Annotated in this window: 17 protein-coding genes; 6 read left to right on the plus strand and 11 right to left on the minus strand. The window is 66.8% G+C overall.

Annotated features, from left to right (window positions below; genetic code table 11):
- Positions 1-66: 66 nt before the first annotated feature.
- The 6 genes from ACPTTF_RS31305 to ACPTTF_RS31330 form a co-directional block, all read right to left on the minus strand.
- Positions 67-906 carry an ABC transporter permease subunit gene (locus ACPTTF_RS31305; protein WP_166955215.1) on the minus strand — a complete coding sequence of 280 codons (840 nt, stop codon included), beginning with the start codon at positions 904-906 and terminating at the stop codon, positions 67-69.
- Positions 903-1,889 (minus strand): ABC transporter permease subunit, encoded by a 987-nt coding sequence (locus tag ACPTTF_RS31310; protein ID WP_423369556.1) that lies wholly within the window; start codon positions 1,887-1,889, stop codon positions 903-905. Before ACPTTF_RS31310 ends, ACPTTF_RS31305 begins: the two co-directional genes overlap by 4 nt.
- A gap of 10 nt (positions 1,890-1,899) precedes the next feature.
- On the minus strand, positions 1,900-3,021 hold the full coding sequence (locus ACPTTF_RS31315; protein WP_423369916.1) for an ABC transporter ATP-binding protein: 1,122 nt from the start codon (positions 3,019-3,021) through the stop codon (positions 1,900-1,902).
- 514 nt (positions 3,022-3,535) lie between these two features.
- Complete coding sequence (locus ACPTTF_RS31320) at positions 3,536-4,003, minus strand: nucleoside deaminase (protein WP_166955221.1); 468 nt, start codon at positions 4,001-4,003, stop codon at positions 3,536-3,538.
- A gap of 107 nt (positions 4,004-4,110) precedes the next feature.
- The gene (cynS, locus tag ACPTTF_RS31325; protein WP_166955223.1) at positions 4,111-4,581 is read right to left on the minus strand and encodes a cyanase; all 471 of its coding nucleotides are present in this window, start codon (positions 4,579-4,581) and stop codon (positions 4,111-4,113) included.
- Positions 4,582-4,611: 30 nt separating this feature from the next.
- Entirely contained in the window at positions 4,612-5,271 is a 660-nt protein-coding gene (locus tag ACPTTF_RS31330) for a carbonic anhydrase (RefSeq protein ID WP_111019455.1), read from the minus strand.
- Positions 5,272-5,384: 113 nt separating this feature from the next.
- On the opposite strand from ACPTTF_RS31330, the gene cynR reads away from it, so the two are divergent.
- Together cynR and ACPTTF_RS31340 are read left to right on the plus strand one after the other, a co-directional pair.
- On the plus strand, positions 5,385-6,281 hold the full coding sequence (gene cynR / locus ACPTTF_RS31335; protein WP_423369557.1) for a transcriptional regulator CynR: 897 nt from the start codon (positions 5,385-5,387) through the stop codon (positions 6,279-6,281).
- Positions 6,244-6,822 (plus strand): DUF3304 domain-containing protein, encoded by a 579-nt coding sequence (locus ACPTTF_RS31340; protein WP_423369558.1) that lies wholly within the window; start codon positions 6,244-6,246, stop codon positions 6,820-6,822. Before cynR ends, ACPTTF_RS31340 begins: the two co-directional genes overlap by 38 nt.
- Positions 6,823-6,882: 60 nt before the next feature.
- On the opposite strand, the gene ACPTTF_RS31345 is transcribed toward ACPTTF_RS31340, so the two are convergent.
- Positions 6,883-7,086 carry a hypothetical protein gene (locus tag ACPTTF_RS31345; protein ID WP_423369559.1) on the minus strand — a complete coding sequence of 68 codons (204 nt, stop codon included), beginning with the start codon at positions 7,084-7,086 and terminating at the stop codon, positions 6,883-6,885.
- A 34-nt stretch (positions 7,087-7,120) separates the two neighbouring features.
- Positions 7,121-8,440 carry a DUF3422 family protein gene (locus tag ACPTTF_RS31350; protein WP_423369560.1) on the minus strand — a complete coding sequence of 440 codons (1,320 nt, stop codon included), beginning with the start codon at positions 8,438-8,440 and terminating at the stop codon, positions 7,121-7,123.
- A gap of 161 nt (positions 8,441-8,601) precedes the next feature.
- On the opposite strand from ACPTTF_RS31350, the gene ACPTTF_RS31355 reads away from it, so the two are divergent.
- The gene (locus tag ACPTTF_RS31355; protein ID WP_166955234.1) at positions 8,602-9,477 is read left to right on the plus strand and encodes a LysR family transcriptional regulator; all 876 of its coding nucleotides are present in this window, start codon (positions 8,602-8,604) and stop codon (positions 9,475-9,477) included.
- On the opposite strand, the gene ACPTTF_RS31360 is transcribed toward ACPTTF_RS31355, so the two are convergent.
- From ACPTTF_RS31360 to ACPTTF_RS31370, 3 genes are all read right to left on the minus strand, one after another.
- Positions 9,478-10,038: a hypothetical protein gene (locus ACPTTF_RS31360; RefSeq protein WP_423369561.1), complete on the minus strand. Its 561-nt coding sequence runs from the start codon at positions 10,036-10,038 to the stop codon at positions 9,478-9,480.
- A 141-nt stretch (positions 10,039-10,179) separates the two neighbouring features.
- Complete coding sequence (locus tag ACPTTF_RS31365; RefSeq protein WP_423369917.1) at positions 10,180-10,530, minus strand: hypothetical protein; 351 nt, start codon at positions 10,528-10,530, stop codon at positions 10,180-10,182.
- 479 nt (positions 10,531-11,009) lie between these two features.
- Positions 11,010-11,927 (minus strand): LysR family transcriptional regulator, encoded by a 918-nt coding sequence (locus ACPTTF_RS31370; RefSeq protein ID WP_044848054.1) that lies wholly within the window; start codon positions 11,925-11,927, stop codon positions 11,010-11,012.
- A gap of 326 nt (positions 11,928-12,253) precedes the next feature.
- Between ACPTTF_RS31370 and fae the strand changes: the two genes are divergently transcribed.
- The 3 genes from fae to ACPTTF_RS31385 are packed head-to-tail and all read left to right on the plus strand — an operon-like array spanning position 12,254 to position 15,340.
- The gene (fae, locus tag ACPTTF_RS31375) at positions 12,254-12,778 is read left to right on the plus strand and encodes a formaldehyde-activating enzyme (RefSeq protein WP_124520836.1); all 525 of its coding nucleotides are present in this window, start codon (positions 12,254-12,256) and stop codon (positions 12,776-12,778) included.
- Between the two features lie 41 nt (positions 12,779-12,819).
- Positions 12,820-13,842, plus strand: a complete 1,023-nt coding sequence (locus ACPTTF_RS31380; protein WP_423369562.1) for an aldo/keto reductase — start codon at positions 12,820-12,822, stop codon at positions 13,840-13,842.
- A gap of 46 nt (positions 13,843-13,888) precedes the next feature.
- On the plus strand, positions 13,889-15,340 hold the full coding sequence (locus ACPTTF_RS31385) for an NAD-dependent succinate-semialdehyde dehydrogenase (RefSeq protein ID WP_423369563.1): 1,452 nt from the start codon (positions 13,889-13,891) through the stop codon (positions 15,338-15,340).
- The last annotated feature ends 129 nt before the right edge of the window (positions 15,341-15,469 follow it).

A 15,469-nucleotide genomic window follows, 5' to 3' on the forward strand; every position in this document is an offset into this window, starting at 1 on the left:
GTTACGGGCCCGCCGTCGCTTTCGTCACGCGATCACGCGATCACGCCATCACGCCTGCGCTCACGCTCACGCCACCGCGAACGCCGCCTTCATGTCGGCCACCCGGCGCCGCTCGCGCGCGATCATCATCCGGTTCACGACGATCACGCCGATCGTCACCGCCGTGATGAACAGCGTCGCCAGCGCGTTCATCTCCGGGTTCAGCCCCAGCCGCACGCGCGAGAACACCACCAGCGGCAGCGTCGTCGACCCCGGCCCCGACAGGAACGCCGACAGCACCAGGTCGTCGATCGACAGCGTGAACGACAGCAGCCACCCCGACAGCAGCGCCTGCGAGATCAGCGGCAGCGTCACCACGAAGAACACCTTCAGCGGCGTCGCGCCCAGATCCAGCGCCGCTTCCTCCAGCGACTTGTTCATCTCCTTCACGCGCGACTGCACGATGATCGCCACGTACGACACGCACAGCATCACGTGGCCGATCCAGATCGTCAGCATCCCGCGGCCCTTCGGCCAGCCGAACATCTGCTCCAGCGCAACGAACAGCAGCAAGAGCGAGATGCCCTGGATCACTTCCGGAATCACCAGCGGCGCGTTGATCATCCCCGTGTACAGCGTGAAGCCCTTGAAGCGGCCGAAGCGCGCGAGCACGAAGCCTGCCCACGTGCCGATCACGACCGACGCGGTCGCCGTCAGCAGGCCGATCTTCAGCGACAGCCATGCGGCGGTCAGCAGCTCGTCGTCGTCCAGCAGCGCGCTGTACCACTTCAGCGAGAAGCCCGACCACACCGTCACCAGCTTCGACTCGTTGAACGAGTACACGATCAGGCTGATGATCGGGATGTACAGGAACAGGAAGCCGAAGGCGAGAACGCCCGTCGACAGCGGTTTGCTCGGCTTGATCATTTCGCGTCCTCCAGTTCCTTGACCTGGTAGTACTGGAACAGCGCCATCGGCACCAGCAGCAGCATCACCATCGCGACCGTCACCGCGGACGCCATCGGCCAGTCCATGTTGTTGAAGAATTCATCCCACATCACGCGGCCGATCATCAGCGTGTCGGCGCCGCCCAGCAGTTCCGGAATCACGTACTCGCCCACCGCCGGGATGAACACCAGCAGGCTGCCCGCGATGATCCCGTTCTTCGACAGCGGCAGCGTGATGCGCGTGAACGCGACCCACGGTTTCGCGCCGAGGTCGTATGCGGCTTCGAGCAGCGTGAGGTCCATCTTCACGAGGTGCGCGTACAACGGCATCACCATGAACGGCAGGTACGAATAGACCATCCCGATGTAGACGCCCGCATCGCTGTGATAAAGGCGCAGCGGCGTGTGGATGATGCCGAGCGCGATCAGCGTGTGGTTCAGCAGGCCGTCATCCTTCAGGATGCCGATCCATGCGTACACGCGGATCAGGAACGACGTCCAGAACGGCAGCATCACGGCCATCATCAGCACGTTGCGGCGGTTCGGCTCCGAGCGCGCGATGTAGTACGCCATCGGATAGCCGATCAGCAGGCACAGCACCGTCGACACGGCGGCCATCTTCAGCGAGCTGAGGTAGGTCGCGATGTACAGGTCGTCCTGCAGCAGGAACGCGTAGTGCGACAGCTGCAGCGCAAAGTGCACGACGCCGTCCTTGAACTCGACGAGCGACGTGTACGGCGGGATGCCCATCACCTGGTCGGCGAAGCTGATCTTCAGCACCAGCACGAACGGCAGCGCGAAGAACACGGCAAGCCACAGGAACGGCACGCCGATCGCGACGCTGCGGCCCGACGGCAGGAAGCGCGACAGCAGCGCGAAGCGGCCCGGGCGCGACCGTCCGGCGCCGGTGCTCGCGGCGCCGGACGACACCGGCGCGGACGGAGTGGAAGCAGAGGTTCTCATCGTGGCGTCCTCATTGCGTCAGCACGACGCCGCTCGCCGGCGACCACGACACGAACACGTCGTCGTTCCACGCCGGAGCCGTATCGCTCATCAGGTGCGAGCTCGACAGGTTCGACACGACTGTCTTGCCGCTCGGCAAGCGCACGTGGTACAGCGAGTAGCTGCCCATGTACGCGATGTCGGTCACGACACCGCGCGCCCAGTTGTGTTTCGAACCGGGCTTCTCGCGCGACACGTGGATGCGTTCCGGACGCACCGAGATGCCGACCGGCATCCCGAGCGGGCCCGTGATGCCGTGGCTCACGTACATGCGCGCTTCGAGGTCGTCGCTCTCGACGAAGATGTGATCGGGTTCGTCCTCGACCACACGGCCTTCGAACAGGTTGGTCGAGCCGATGAATTCGGCCGAGAAGCGGCTGTTCGGGAATTCGTAGACTTCCCCCGGCGCGCCGATCTGCACGATCTTGCCTTCGCTCATCACCGCGAGGCGACTGGCCATCGTCATCGCCTCTTCCTGATCGTGCGTGACCATCACGCAGGTCACGTCGACCTTCTCGATGATGTTCACGAGTTCGAGCTGGGTTTTCTGGCGGATCTTCTTGTCGAGCGCGGACATCGGCTCGTCGAGCAGCAGGAGCTTCGGGCGCTTGACCAGCGAACGCGCCAGCGCGACGCGCTGCTGCTGGCCGCCTGAAAGTTGATGCGGCTTGCGCTGCGCGTACTTGCTCATCTGCACGAGCGCGAGCGCGTCGGCCACGCGTTCCTTGATCTCGTTCTTGGGCGTGCCTTCCTGCTTCAGGCCGAATGCGACGTTCGATTCGACCGTCATGTGCGGGAACAGCGCGTACGACTGGAACATCATGTTCACCGGGCGGCGGTACGGCGGCAGCGACGCGAGGTCCTCGCCGTCGACGAAGATCTTGCCGGAGGTCGCCGTCTCGAGCCCGGCGAGCATGCGCAGCAGCGTGGACTTGCCGCAGCCCGAGCTGCCGAGCAGCGCGAACAGCTCGTTCTTCGCGATCGTCAGGTTCACGTTGTCGACGGCCGTGCTGTCGCCGAATTTCTTCACGACGTTTTCGATGCGCACGAAGGCGTCGTTCGGCTTGAGCATGTCCGTCGCCGGTCGATGCATCGCATCAGGTGTACTGAATGAATCCCGTTTCATGATGGTCCGTTTTAAGCAGGTAAGCGAATCTCAGGCGTCAGGCGCGACCGGTCGGCAGTCGCGCGGTGCTGGCGGAGAGGGATCGAGCGATTCCTCGTCCGGAACGAATGGCGCAACGAAACAGGTGTGGGGGCACGCACGGCGATCGTGGGCAATCAGTCGCGAACGACCGGAGGCACCGCGCTGGCTGTCATGAAGATTTCATCGGTTTTCATCGGGCTTTCCGCACGTTTCTGTCGTCTCCAGTGCGAATTTTTAAACCCGTCAAAAACCTTTTGGATCGCGGATTTCCGTTCCGGACATTGAACGGGATCGATGTTTGGGGAGGCGGGAAAACGGGGGCACGACCCGGCCCCGCGCGGCAGCGCGGGCGCTCCGGCGGCAAGGGCGCCGCCGGGTGACACGGAGGGTGAAACGGGGGGTCGGGAAAACGAGCAGCCGGGCGGCTGCCAAGCGCGGCCTGTGCGCCGCGCGGGTCACGTCACTTCGCGTTCAGTTCCTTCCAGCGCCGGTAGACGGCGATCGCGTCGCCGTGCTTGTGCTGCACCATCGGCAGCCGGCGTTCCTCGATCGGTTTCGCATATTCGGCATAGAACGTGTCGAGCTCGAAATACTTGCGGTCGTCGCGGTAGAACGGCGCGTAGTCCTCGCGCGTCGTGATGTAGACCACGCGTTTCGGGCTGCAGTAGTACAGCGAACCGAGGCACATCGGGCACGGGCTCGCGAGAATGTAGATCTCGCAGTCGGTCAGGTGCTCGGTGCCGAGCTTGCGGCACGCGTCGCGCACCGCGAGGATCTCGGCGTGCGCGGTCGGATCGCTGGTCTGCGCGACGAGGTTCGGGCTCTCGGCGACGATCTCGCCGTCGCGGACGATCACCGTCGCGAACGGGCGGCCGCCCTCTTCCACGTTCTTCATCGCAAGATCGATCGTGCGTTTCACAAAATCCATGGCTGCGTCCTCGTAGAAACGGAATGGCGGGAACGTGCGCCGGCCGGCGGCCGACGCACGTCGGGCGGAAACCTGCGCGGCACCGCTGCCGTGGTGCCGCGCCGGCGTCAGAACGGCTTGGTCGGCAGGTACTTGCCGTCGAGCGTGATCACCGCGCGCGAACCGCCTTCGGGATCGTCGACCTTCTTCACGTCGAGCCGGAAATTGATCGCGCTGATGATGCCGTCGCCGAACTTCTCGTGAACGAGTGCCTTCAGCGTCGTGCCGTACACCTGCAGCATCTCGTAGAAGCGGTAAATCGTCGGGTCGGTCGGCACGCGATCGTCGATGCTGCCGCGCAGCGGGATCGATTGCAGCAGCAGCACCGCGTCGTCGTCGAGGCCGAGCTTGTCGGCGACGCTGCGCGCCGCATCGGCCGGCAGCGCATGCTGGCCGAGCAGCGCGGCGGTCACGAACGCTTCGCTCAGGCCCGTACCTTCGGTGAGCTGCGCGAACGACAGGTTCTTGCGCGCCTTCGCGAGAACGACGGTCTCCGCAAGCGCGTGGCGGGCGGTCTGGCTGTGCTGGGACTGGATCATGGCAATTCCTCGTGATGGGGTAGGAGCGATTCAGGCCGCGACGGGAAGCGTCGCGGGCGTGGCGCGGACATCGGGATGGTCCGCCAGGGAGACGAACCGGCCGGTCGCGCCGTCATGGGCGTCGATGCAGCCCGATTCGATGTCGTAGACCCAGCCGTGCAGCGCGAGCCGCCCTTCTTCGAGCGCGAGCCGCACGGCTGGGTGTGTCTTCAGGTTCGCCAGTTGCGCGACGACGTTCTCGCGCACCATCGAGTCGATCCGCTCGCGTTCGCTGCGATGCGTACGCGCCTCGTTCACGACGCGCGCCGAATCGGCGTAGCGCAGCCAGTGGCCGACGGCCGGCATGTGGTCCATGCACTGGCAGGTGGCAATCGCGGTCATCGCGCCGCAATCGGAATGGCCGCAGATCACGACGTCGGTCACGCGCAGCGCGGCCACCGCGTATTCGACCGACGCCGACACGCCGCCCGGCTCGGGGCCGTACGACGGCACGATGTTGCCGGCATTGCGGATCACGAACAGGTCGCCCGGTTCGCGCTGCGTGACGAGTTCGGGCACGAGCCGGCTGTCCGAGCACGAGATGAACAGCGCCCGCGGATTCTGGCTGCGCGCAAGATCGCGGAACAGCGCGGCACGCTCCGGGTAGGCGTCGCGCTGGAACTTCAGGAAGCCTTCGATGATGTCCTTCATCGTGTGTTCTCCGGTGCGGGTGGAATCGATGAAGGGCAGGTTACGCCGGACTTCCAATAACGTAAAAGACTGATTTATGATCCACCGGATAAGCAGGACTTATAGGAACCGCCATGCTGCTGCGCCATATCCACTACTTCCTCGCCGTCGCCGAGCATCGCAGCTTCACGCGCGCGGCCGCCGCGCTGCATGTGTCGCAGCCCGCGCTGTCCCAGCAGATCCGCCAGCTCGAGGAGACGCTCGGCGCGCAACTGTTCGACCGCACCGGGCGCGTGACGCGGCTGACCGATGCCGGCGACGTGTATTTCCGCTATGCGCGGCAGGCGCTGCACGATCTCGCGGAAGGCCGGCGCGCCATTCACGACGTGCAGGATCTGAGCCGTGGCTCACTGCGGATCGCGGTTACGCCGACCTTCACGAGCTATCTCGTCGGGCCGCTCGTCGAGGCGTTTCACGGCCGCTATCCGGATGTGGCGCTGTCGGTGCGCGAGATGTCGCAGGAGCGCATCGAGGCGCTGCTCGTCGACGACGAGCTCGATGTCGGCATCGCGTTCGACGAGGTGCAGACGGCGGATATCGAAGCGCAAACGCTGCTGGTCGAAACACTCGCGCTCGTCGTGAGCCGCCGGCATGCGCTCGCCGGGAAACGCAAGGCCGGCCTGCGCGCGCTGCACGACGCGCCGCTCGTGCTGCTCACGGCAGAGTTCGCGACACGCGTGCAGATCGATCGCTATTTCCGCGAGCACGACGTGCGGCCGCGCGTATTGATGGAAGCAAATTCGCTGGGCGCGGTGATCGAGATCGTGCGCCGCACGAACCTCGCGACGCTGCTGCCCGCGACGATCGCGAGCGGGCACGACGATCTCGTCGCCGTCGCGCTCGATCCGGCTGTCCTGCGGCGTACGGCCGTGCTGCTGCAACGCAAGGGGGCGTACCGGAGCGCGGCCGCGCGCGCGTTCGTCGAACTGGCGCTTGCGCAAGGGGCCGGGCCTGTCAGGCGCGCGCGATGACGTCGGCCGCCGGCGCGCGCGTCACGCGCCCGGGCACAACCAACAACGGATCGTCGCCGACGAACCGATTCACGAGAACATCGACATGCCGAACCTGCTACGCCGCATGACGCTCAACCCGCTTGCCATCGCAGCGCTGCTGGTGGGCGCGGCCTGGTGGGTCCACGCACAGACGCGCGCCGACGGCCCGTATCGTGTCGTGGGATTCAACTACACCGATCGTGGCATCTACAGCTTCGTGGTTGATGGCTTCGGCGCCGGCAGCGTGCACGCACGCCAGTTCGGCGGCGGGGGCGGCACGGTGTGCTGCATGAGCGTACCGCGCGACAAAAAGATCTGGCACGTCAGGATCACGTACGATCTGACGCCTGAAGAAGACGCCCGGAACCAGGCGCCTGAAATCGTCGAAACCGACGTCGCCGTGCCGGCATTGCCGAACCGGCGCGACGGCTATATCGAGTTTCATTTTCTGCCCGGCCGCAAGATCGACGCCCGATGGGTGGCGTACCCGACGATGCCGCGGATGCACGCCACCGGTTGATCGGGAAGGGCTTGCTCGTCGACGCTGCGCGGCCGCGCAGAACACTCGCTCAGCGTTGCATCAGTTGTAACCGAGAATCGCCACCGCCGCGACATCCGGCCGATCGATCGTATTCCCGACGAGCGACGTCATCGGCTCCTGAAGCACGGCCTGATACGACGTCACGCGCGCGGCCTCGGGCACACCCACGTCATCCGGTGCCGGTTCGTCGAATGCGGCATCGAAACCGCTGTAAAACTCCGGTTGTTTCTGCGAAAAAGTCATCTCCACTCCTTTACCTGAATATGTTTTAGATGTTCTAACCGACCTGCTTCAACACCGCAGCCTGCACCGTCGTGCCGTCGTGCGCCGCCTCCGATCGCGCCAGCTGCGCGCGCGTGCGCCGTGTGATATGAATCACCGCGAACACGACCGGCGCGATCAGCAGGCCCTCCGCCAGTTCGGGATCGACCGGCAGGTTCATCACGTGCAGCGCCTTGAACGCCGCCGTCGCGAGCGACAGCACGTAGTACGAAATGGCTGCCACCGACAGCCCCTCGACCGCGTGCTGCAGATGCAGCTGGTTGCGCGCGGTGCGCTCCATGCCCGCCAGCAGGCGCGTCACGTCCTTTTCCTGCGCGAGGTTCACGCGCGTGCGCAGCAGGTCGACCGCCCGTGCGATCCGCGCGGCGATCTGTTCGTGGCGCGCCCATACGCTGCGACAGGTTTCCATCGCCGGTGCGAAGCGCCGTTCCATGAATTCGGCGATCGTCGGCATCCCTTCGATGCGTTCCTCGCGCAGCTCGTGGATGCGCGCCAGCACGAGCTTTTCGTACGCCCGCGACGCGCTGAAGCGCGCGCCCGATCCCGACAGCGATTCGACCCGTACCGCGAGATGCGTGAGCTTGACGAGCAGCGCTGTATCGTCGCCGTCGGCGCCGCTCGCGTCCATCCGCTGCATCAATGCGTGCAGCGCCGCGTGGATCTCGTCGAGCTCGCGGCTCATCCGGCGCGCGACGGGCAGCGCCAGCAGCGCCATCATCCGGTACGTTTCGATTTCATACAGGCGCTGCAGCAGGCGGCCGCCCTGCTCCTCGCGGAAATCCTCGTCGACGACGAGAAAACGCATGAAGCCGTCGTCGCGCACATGCCAGTCGCAGAACACCTTGCCGCCGCCGAGCACGTTGCTGCCGACGAGCGCGGGCCCGTCGATCCAGCGACGCAGGTCGCCGCAGACGAGCCGCGCGGCGTCACCCGTCAGCAGCTCCATGCGCACCGCGACGAAGCGGATGCCGGCGAGCCGAGCGAACCACGCGGCCGGAATGCCTTCGATCGCGAGATCGTCGAAATAGCCGGTGTCGCGCCGCGGCGCGACGAACGTGAAGGTCGAGAATTCGGTGTGGCGCTCCCACTTCAGGTGCCAGCCGCTCGGCGACTGCACCGCGTAGTGCGTCGCGCCTTCGTGCGGCGCGGCAATGCCGGTATCGCGGCACAGCGCGTGCAGCAGCGTTTCGTGGATGTCGGGCTGGCCGTCCGCGTAGATCGCGTAATGCGTGAGCGACACGGCTTCGGCGAGCCGCAGGAACGGCCGTGCATGCAATTCCGCGGCCAGTGCGGCGCGCAACGGATGGTCGATCATCGATACACCACGCTTCCTTGTTCAGTCCTGCACACCGGATCAACCGGCCTGAACGCCGCGCCACCCTCGGGCGAAACGCCAGCGTGATCGCACTATGGCAGACACACAGCAACAATAAAAACGCATAATGCTGATCGTTACGTTCAGTTTTCCTGATACCCATGAAGATGCTCGATCACGACGTGCTGGCCACCGTCGTCGCCGTCGCGGAGACCGGCAACATGACCCGCGCCGCCGAGGCCGTGAACCGCTCGCAGTCGGCCGTGAGCATGCAGATCAAGAGCCTGGAAGACGCGATCGGGCGGCCGCTGTTCGTGCGCAAGCCGCGCAGCATCGTGCTGACGCGCGAAGGCGAGGTGCTGCTGGGATTTGCCAGACGAATGCTGGCGCTGCGCGACGAGGCGTGGGCGGCCGTGGTGCGGCCGGAAGTGACCGGCAAGGTCGTGATCGGCGTGCCGGATGACTATGCGTCGTCGCTGCTGCCGTCGGTCCTGAAGAAGTTCTCGGCAACCTACCCGAAGGTCGAGATCCAGGTGATGGGGCTGCCGAGCAGCGCGCTCGCACCGCTGATCAAGGAGGGCACCGTCGATCTCGTCTGCGGCACGCGCATCAAGGGGTTGTCGGGCGACTTCATCCGCCACGAGCCGATGGCGTGGGCCGCGATGACGAACGGGCCGCGCGTGTGGGAAGAGCGGCCGCTGCCGATCGCGGTGTTCATGCCGGGCAGCGTCGCGCGCGAGAACGCGATCCGCAGCCTCGAACGCGCGAAGGTGCCGTACCGCACTTCGTATGAAAGCCCGAGCCTGCTCGGACTGCTCAGCATGGTCGAGGCCGGCCTCGCGGTCGCTCCGCTCGCGCGCTGCGCGATTCCCGCGCAACTGTCGATGCTCGGCCGCGCGCACGGGCTGCCCGACCTGCCGCCGCTCGAACTGATTCTCGCGCGCAGCACGAAATCGAAGCGGCCGCCGTGCGACTTTCTCGCGGAACAGTTGATGGAAGACCTGCAGCGTCAGACCGGGCAGGCCGGCGACGCGTAATCAGCGCATCGCGCCAAACCCGGCCGCGCCCAGCGCCGCGTTGACGTTCGCGGCCACCATATCGACGAGCGCTTCCAGCGTATCGCCGCGCACCTGCCGGTGCTCCGGTGCGACGTGCTCCGCGCGTTGCCAGCCCCACTGCGCGCCCGACGCGACCGACAGCGTCGCGCCGAAGCGGTTGCCGTGGCGGCGGCCGAAGGTGCTCACACGCCGCTCGGCCAGGTAGTCCTGTTCGGGCAGGCAGAGCCGGATCTCGACCGCGACCTGGTTGCGATCGTTGACGCGCGCGGCCGGGTTGACCGTCGCGGCGAACACCTTGCCGATCCGCCAGGTCACACACGTCTCCCAGGCCGCGAGCGGCCCGCCGGCCGCGTCGACCCGCTCGGTGTCGACCGACCACTGATGCCCGTCGGGCACGACGATCGCCTGATGCAGCAGCACTTCGGCCACGCGCACCGTCGTCACGAGCTGACGCGCGAGTTGCTGGCCCGACGGCAGCGACGCCGTCCGTACCCGGCGGCTTGCCGGCCGCGCGACATGCACTGCTTCCATGAGGTCCATGACCCCTCCGTATTCAGGATCGGCGCCGCGCACGCGGTGTCGCACGCCTGTCCGCCGCCTGCGGGCGAACAGCACGGCAACCGGCGATCGGGCGGCGGATCGGACAAGCCGTCAAGGAACGGGCAACACCCGTCCCCCGCTTCACCGTGCCTTCGGCCCGACGCGCAATCGGCGCGCGACCGGCCCGATCACCGCATCGGCCTGCTGCGCGATCAGCATGTGCAGCGTGAAATCCAGGTCTTCCGGTGCAATGTCGAAGTGCACGTGAACCACGTCGCGCACGGCACGCGCGCTGACGACATACACGCCGAGCGGGGAATGCAGCAGCGCCGCGAGCCGGGCGTGCGCGTGTTCGCCGGAATCGGCCGTCAACGTGACGGGCAACCGCAGGCGCGGGCGCGGCGGCGGGAACGGAATGACGTTGTTGCGTGCGCCGGCGAGCAACTGGCGGCCGGCGACATTGAAGGCGGGAACTGGATGAATGAAGGTCATGGAGCGGACGGAAGCCGTCTCGGCTGTTAGACACATGCCCAGCTTAGAAGAGACCGCATAAACGTCGTGCAAAGAAACGGGCTGCCGGTGCAAAAAAGCGGGACGGGGGATGCGACACGTCACCGTGCGGCGGCTGGTGGCTGGTGGCTGGTGGCTGGTGGCTGGTGGCTGGTGGCTGGTGGCTGGTGGGCGGTGGACGCTGGACGCTGGGCGGTGGCCGGTGGCCGGTGGCCGGTGGCCGGTGGCCGGTGGCCGGTGGTCGGTGGTCGGTGGTCGGTGGTCGGTGGTCGGTGGTCGGCGGTCGGCGGTCGGCGGTCGGTGGTCGGTGGTCGGTGAGCGCTGGGCGGCGGTCGGTGGTCGGTGAGCACTGGGCGGCAGCTAAAAGCAGGCGACCGGCGGCCGATCTCACAGTCATCGCGCCGGCGCCGCGGCCGCGCGCCACCGTTCGCGCCGCCCCCGCCTGCGCATCGGTCGCCCCGCTACGCGAACGCTTCGAGCGACGCGCGCCGCCGCTCGTCGACCATCGATTCGATCAGCGACACCAGATCGTCGGTCAGCGGATCGCAGATGCCCGGCGAGCGATGCAGTTCGAGATCGGCCGCCGGCAGCGGCGGCAGCCCGTCCGTCTCGTCGAGCACGCGCCAGTTCTCGGGCAGCGTGCAGCGGTCGATCATCGTCACGGCCGCGCCGTGATTCACCGCGATCTTGATGCCGGTCGGGCTCTGGCTCGTATAGACGACGTGATACGGCCGCTCGGCCGTCGCGAGCGCCTGCAGCCCGCGCTGCCGGTAGCAGCACGTCTCCGGAAACAGCGCGAGCGGCACCGACGCCTGCGGGCCGAGCGCGAAATCCCGGTGCGCGGCCCACACGACCTCGTGACGGCCGAGCAGCCGCCCGCCCGCGTTCGGCCCGTGCCGCACGACGAGCGCGACGTCGAGCTCGCCGGCCTGCAGCCGTTCGAGCAGTTCGAGCGACGTGCGGCAATGCACGTGAAAGCGCGCGCCCGGCCGCATCGCATAGAACGACTTCAACAGGTCCGGCAGCCACAGCTCCGCATAGTCCTCGGGCAGCCCGAAGCGCACGACGCCGCGGTCGCTGCTCGCCTGCTTCAGCGCGAGGATCGCGTCGTTCTGCACCTGGATGATGCGGCGCGCATGGATCAGGAAATTCTCGCCGTCGCGCGACAGCTCGAGCCGCCGGCTGTTGCGCATGAACAGGTGCGTGTCGAGCCGCTCCTCGAGCGTGCGGATGCGCAGGCTGATCGTCGATTGCGTGCGATGCAGTTGCCGGGCCGCCGCGGTGAAGCCGCCGCTCTCGACCACGGCGACGAATGCGCGGATCAGCTCCGGATCGAGCGAACTGAGCTTCGACCAATCGGGCCTTTGAATGGCAGCCATCGGAATTACTCGCTTTCGAAAAAAGAAGGGAAGACGAAAGATAGGGCTCGGAGTACGCCGATTGTTGTCCGGATGCGCCCGGCCCTCCAACCCCTGCCCGGGTATGACAAACCCGGAGCCGGTTCGCGAATGCCCACCCGCCGATCCCGCCCCGCCCGCCGTCATGACACCGGCCGAGGTCCGCCCGGCGGGCGTCTGCGCACCGGGCTCAGGGCATTCCCGGAGACGACGAAAACTCATAGCCCGATCAGAAAACATCGATTCACCGGCCGCGCCGCGGCCCACCACAATCGCCTCACACCCAACCTCATCGACGAGACACCGCAATGACCGCATCCCAACCCAGGCAGCTTTACATCGGCGAAGGCTTCGAAGGCCCCGGCGTCAACCTCGCGCACATCAACGTGCTGGTCGGCCCGCGCAACGGCCCGGCGGGCCAGGCGTTCGCCACGGCCCTCGCGACGCCGTCGGCCGGCCATGCGCCGTTCGTCGTGATCGCGCAGCCGGGCGTGCCGACCAAGCCGCTCACGCTGTACGTCAACAAGGCGCAGATCGCCAACGATTTCCACGGCAACGCCACGTGGGGCGCATCGCAGGCCGGCATCGCGAAGGCCGTGGCCGAAGCGCTCGAGAACGGCACGCTGCCGCCCGAAGCGGAGAACGACTGGGTCGTCGTGTCGGCGAACTGGGTGAACCCGCAGACCGACGATCTCGATGCCGTGTTCGAGAACAACTATCGCGCGTGCCGCAACGCGATCGTCGCCGCGATGGAAGGGCTGCCGCATCGCGACGCGGTGTTCGCCGCCGCGCGCGATGTGTCGAACCCGTTCTACACCCCGAAGAAAAACTGACGACGACAAGCGGCCGACACAAGGCCGCACCTGGAGGAAACATGGAATACGTCCGCCTCGGCCAGTCCGGCCTGAAGGTGTCCCGCCTGTGTCTCGGCACGATGAACATGGGCACCCCCGAATGGAAGCCCTGGATCTTCGACGAAGCGCAGAGCGAGCCGATCGTGCGCCGCGCGCTCGACGCCGGCGTGAACTTCATCGATCTCGCGGATTTCTATTCGACAGGCGTCGGCGAGGAAGTGGTCGGCCGCATCCTGAAGCGCAACGCGCGCCGCGAGGAGCTCGTCGTGACGACCAAGGTCGGCTACGACATGGGCAGCTATCCGAACGCGGGTGGCCATTCGCGCAAGCACGTGCTCGACGGCATCGACGCTTCGCTGAAGCGGCTCGGGATGGATTACATCGACATCTTCATGCTGCACTTCTTCGACGTGAACACGCCCGTCGAGGAAACGATGAGCGCGCTGCACGACATCGTGCGCGCGGGCAAGGCGCGCTATATCGGCGTATCGACGATGTACACGTGGCAGTTCGCGAAGATCATGCAGGCCTGCGAACGAAACGGCTGGGACAAGCCGATCAACATGCAGCTGCAGCTGAACCTCGCGTATCGCGAGGAAGAGCGCGAGATGGTGCCGTACTGCATCGACCAGGGCGTCGGCGTGTCGGTGTTCAGCCCGCTCGCCCGCGGCCTGCTCACCTGCGAGCCGCAATCGACGCGCAACCAGACCGACTTCTTCACCGCGCAGATGTACGGCGATGCTTCGTCGCTCGCGATCGCGGAATCGGTCGCGAAGGTCGCGAAGCGCCGCGGCGTACCGCCCGCGCAGATCGCGCAGGCGTGGGTGCTGAGCCGCCCCGGCATCGCGAGCATGCTGGTCGGCGCGGATTCCGTCGAGCAGTTCGACAGCGCGCTCGGCGCGCTCGAAACGCAGCTCACCGAAGAAGAGCTGCACGAACTGGAACGCAACTACACGCCGTGCGACCTGATCAACGACTACACGGCCGGCAAGCGCATCGCGCGCGCGTCGCGTCCGGCGCAGGGCAGTTTCGCGACGGACTGACGGACTGAAGGACTGAAGCTCCGAGGCACTGAAGGAACGACACACAATGAATGAATTTCTGAGGACCGGCCATTTCATCGGCGGCGAATGGCACGAATCGCATGGCGCGAGCGATGCGACCTATCCGGTGCTGAACCCCGCGACCGGCGAGACGATCGCGAAAGTCGCGAAAGGCGGCGCCGACGACACGCAGCGCGCCATCGACGCGGCCGCACACGCGTTTCCCGCGTGGCGCGCACTGACCGCGAAGGAACGCGGCGCACGCGTGAAGCGCTGGGGCGAGCTGATGCTGGAGAATCGCGACGAGCTCGCCGAGCTGCTGACGCGCGAGCAAGGCAAGCCGCTCGCCGAAGCGCGCGGCGAAGTCGCGTATGCGGCGAGCTTTCTCGAATGGTTCGCGGAAGAAGCGAAGCGCATGTACGGCGACGTGATCCCGAGCCCGAAGCCGGATTCGCAGATCGTCGTCACGCGCGAGCCGGTCGGCGTCGTCGCGGCGATCACGCCGTGGAATTTCCCGCTTGCGATGATCACGCGCAAGGCCGGCCCCGCGCTCGCGGCCGGCTGCACGATGGTGCTGAAGCCGTCGGAGGAAACACCGCTGTCGGCGTTCGCGCTCGCCGTGCTCGCCGAGCGCGCGGGTGTGCCGGCCGGCGTATTCAACGTGGTGTCGGGCGATGCGGTCGCGATCGGCGAGACGCTGACGAGTTCGTCCGTCGTGCGCAAGCTGTCGTTCACGGGCTCGACGCGGGTCGGCAAGCTGCTCGCGAAGCAGTCGGCCGACACGCTGAAGAAGTTGTCGCTCGAACTCGGCGGCAACGCGCCGTTCATCGTGTTCGACGATGCCGATCTCGATGCGGCGGTCGTCGGTGCGATCGCGTCGAAGTTCCGCAACACGGGCCAGACCTGCGTGTGCGTGAACCGCTTTCTCGTTCAGGACGGCGTGTACGACGCGTTCACGCGCAAGCTCGCGGATGCCGTGCGCACGCTGCGCGTCGGCAACGCGCTCGCGGGTGAAGTCGACCAGGGGCCGCTGATCAACGAGGCGGCGCTCGGCAAGGTCGAGCGGCACGTGGCCGATGCCACCGCGAAAGGTGCAAACGTGCTCATCGGCGGCAAGCGTCACGCGCTCGGCGGCACGTTCTACGAGCCGACCGTGCTGACCGGCATGACGCCCGACATGCTGATCGCCGAAGAGGAAACCTTCGGCCCCGTCGCCGGCTGCTTCCGCTTCACGACCGAGGAAGAGGCCGTCGCCGCGGCCAACGACACGCCGTTCGGGCTGTCCGCGTACTTCTACACGCGCGACCTCGGCCGCGCGTGGCGCGTGTCGGGTGCGCTGGAAAGCGGGATGGTCGGCGTCAACGACGGGATCATCTCGACCGAAGTCGCACCGTTCGGCGGCGTCAAGCAATCGGGGCTCGGCCGCGAAGGCTCGAAGTACGGCCTCGATGAATACGTGGAACTCAAGTACACGCTGATGGCCGGCCTCGGCCGCTGACCGCTCCCCGCGGTCGACCCGCGCCGCGCGCCGTCCGGCTGCGCGGCGCCTTGCACGGTGCTCGCGGCGGCGCTCCGCCCGCGCGCACCGCTGCGCGCCAGATAACAATCCAGGAGGCAGCTTGACCCA

Origin of the sequence: Burkholderia crassaminum (assembly GCF_964265005.1) — a bacterium.
Taxonomy (GTDB): domain Bacteria; phylum Pseudomonadota; class Gammaproteobacteria; order Burkholderiales; family Burkholderiaceae; genus Burkholderia.

Bases quoted from the DNA above. Each gene is read 5' to 3' on its own strand.
- ACPTTF_RS31350 (WP_423369560.1), bottom strand. From the start codon at position 8,440: ATGATCGACCATCCGTTGCGCGCCGCACTGGCCGCGGAATTGCATGCA.
- ACPTTF_RS31305 (WP_166955215.1), bottom strand. From the start codon at position 906: ATGATCAAGCCGAGCAAACCGCTGTCGACGGGCGTTCTCGCCTTCGGC.
- ACPTTF_RS31385 (WP_423369563.1), top strand. From the start codon at position 13,889: ATGAATGAATTTCTGAGGACCGGCCATTTCATCGGCGGCGAATGGCAC.
- ACPTTF_RS31315 (WP_423369916.1), bottom strand. From the start codon at position 3,021: ATGCATCGACCGGCGACGGACATGCTCAAGCCGAACGACGCCTTCGTG.
- ACPTTF_RS31380 (WP_423369562.1), top strand. From the start codon at position 12,820: ATGGAATACGTCCGCCTCGGCCAGTCCGGCCTGAAGGTGTCCCGCCTG.
- fae (WP_124520836.1), top strand. From the start codon at position 12,254: ATGACCGCATCCCAACCCAGGCAGCTTTACATCGGCGAAGGCTTCGAA.
- ACPTTF_RS31320 (WP_166955221.1), bottom strand. From the start codon at position 4,003: ATGGATTTTGTGAAACGCACGATCGATCTTGCGATGAAGAACGTGGAA.
- cynS (WP_166955223.1), bottom strand. From the start codon at position 4,581: ATGATCCAGTCCCAGCACAGCCAGACCGCCCGCCACGCGCTTGCGGAG.
- ACPTTF_RS31330 (WP_111019455.1), bottom strand. From the start codon at position 5,271: ATGAAGGACATCATCGAAGGCTTCCTGAAGTTCCAGCGCGACGCCTAC.
- ACPTTF_RS31310 (WP_423369556.1), bottom strand. From the start codon at position 1,889: ATGAGAACCTCTGCTTCCACTCCGTCCGCGCCGGTGTCGTCCGGCGCC.
- cynR (WP_423369557.1), top strand. From the start codon at position 5,385: ATGCTGCTGCGCCATATCCACTACTTCCTCGCCGTCGCCGAGCATCGC.
- ACPTTF_RS31370 (WP_044848054.1), bottom strand. From the start codon at position 11,927: ATGGCTGCCATTCAAAGGCCCGATTGGTCGAAGCTCAGTTCGCTCGAT.
- ACPTTF_RS31360 (WP_423369561.1), bottom strand. From the start codon at position 10,038: ATGGACCTCATGGAAGCAGTGCATGTCGCGCGGCCGGCAAGCCGCCGG.
- ACPTTF_RS31355 (WP_166955234.1), top strand. From the start codon at position 8,602: ATGAAGATGCTCGATCACGACGTGCTGGCCACCGTCGTCGCCGTCGCG.
- ACPTTF_RS31345 (WP_423369559.1), bottom strand. From the start codon at position 7,086: ATGACTTTTTCGCAGAAACAACCGGAGTTTTACAGCGGTTTCGATGCC.
- ACPTTF_RS31365 (WP_423369917.1), bottom strand. From the start codon at position 10,530: ATGACCTTCATTCATCCAGTTCCCGCCTTCAATGTCGCCGGCCGCCAG.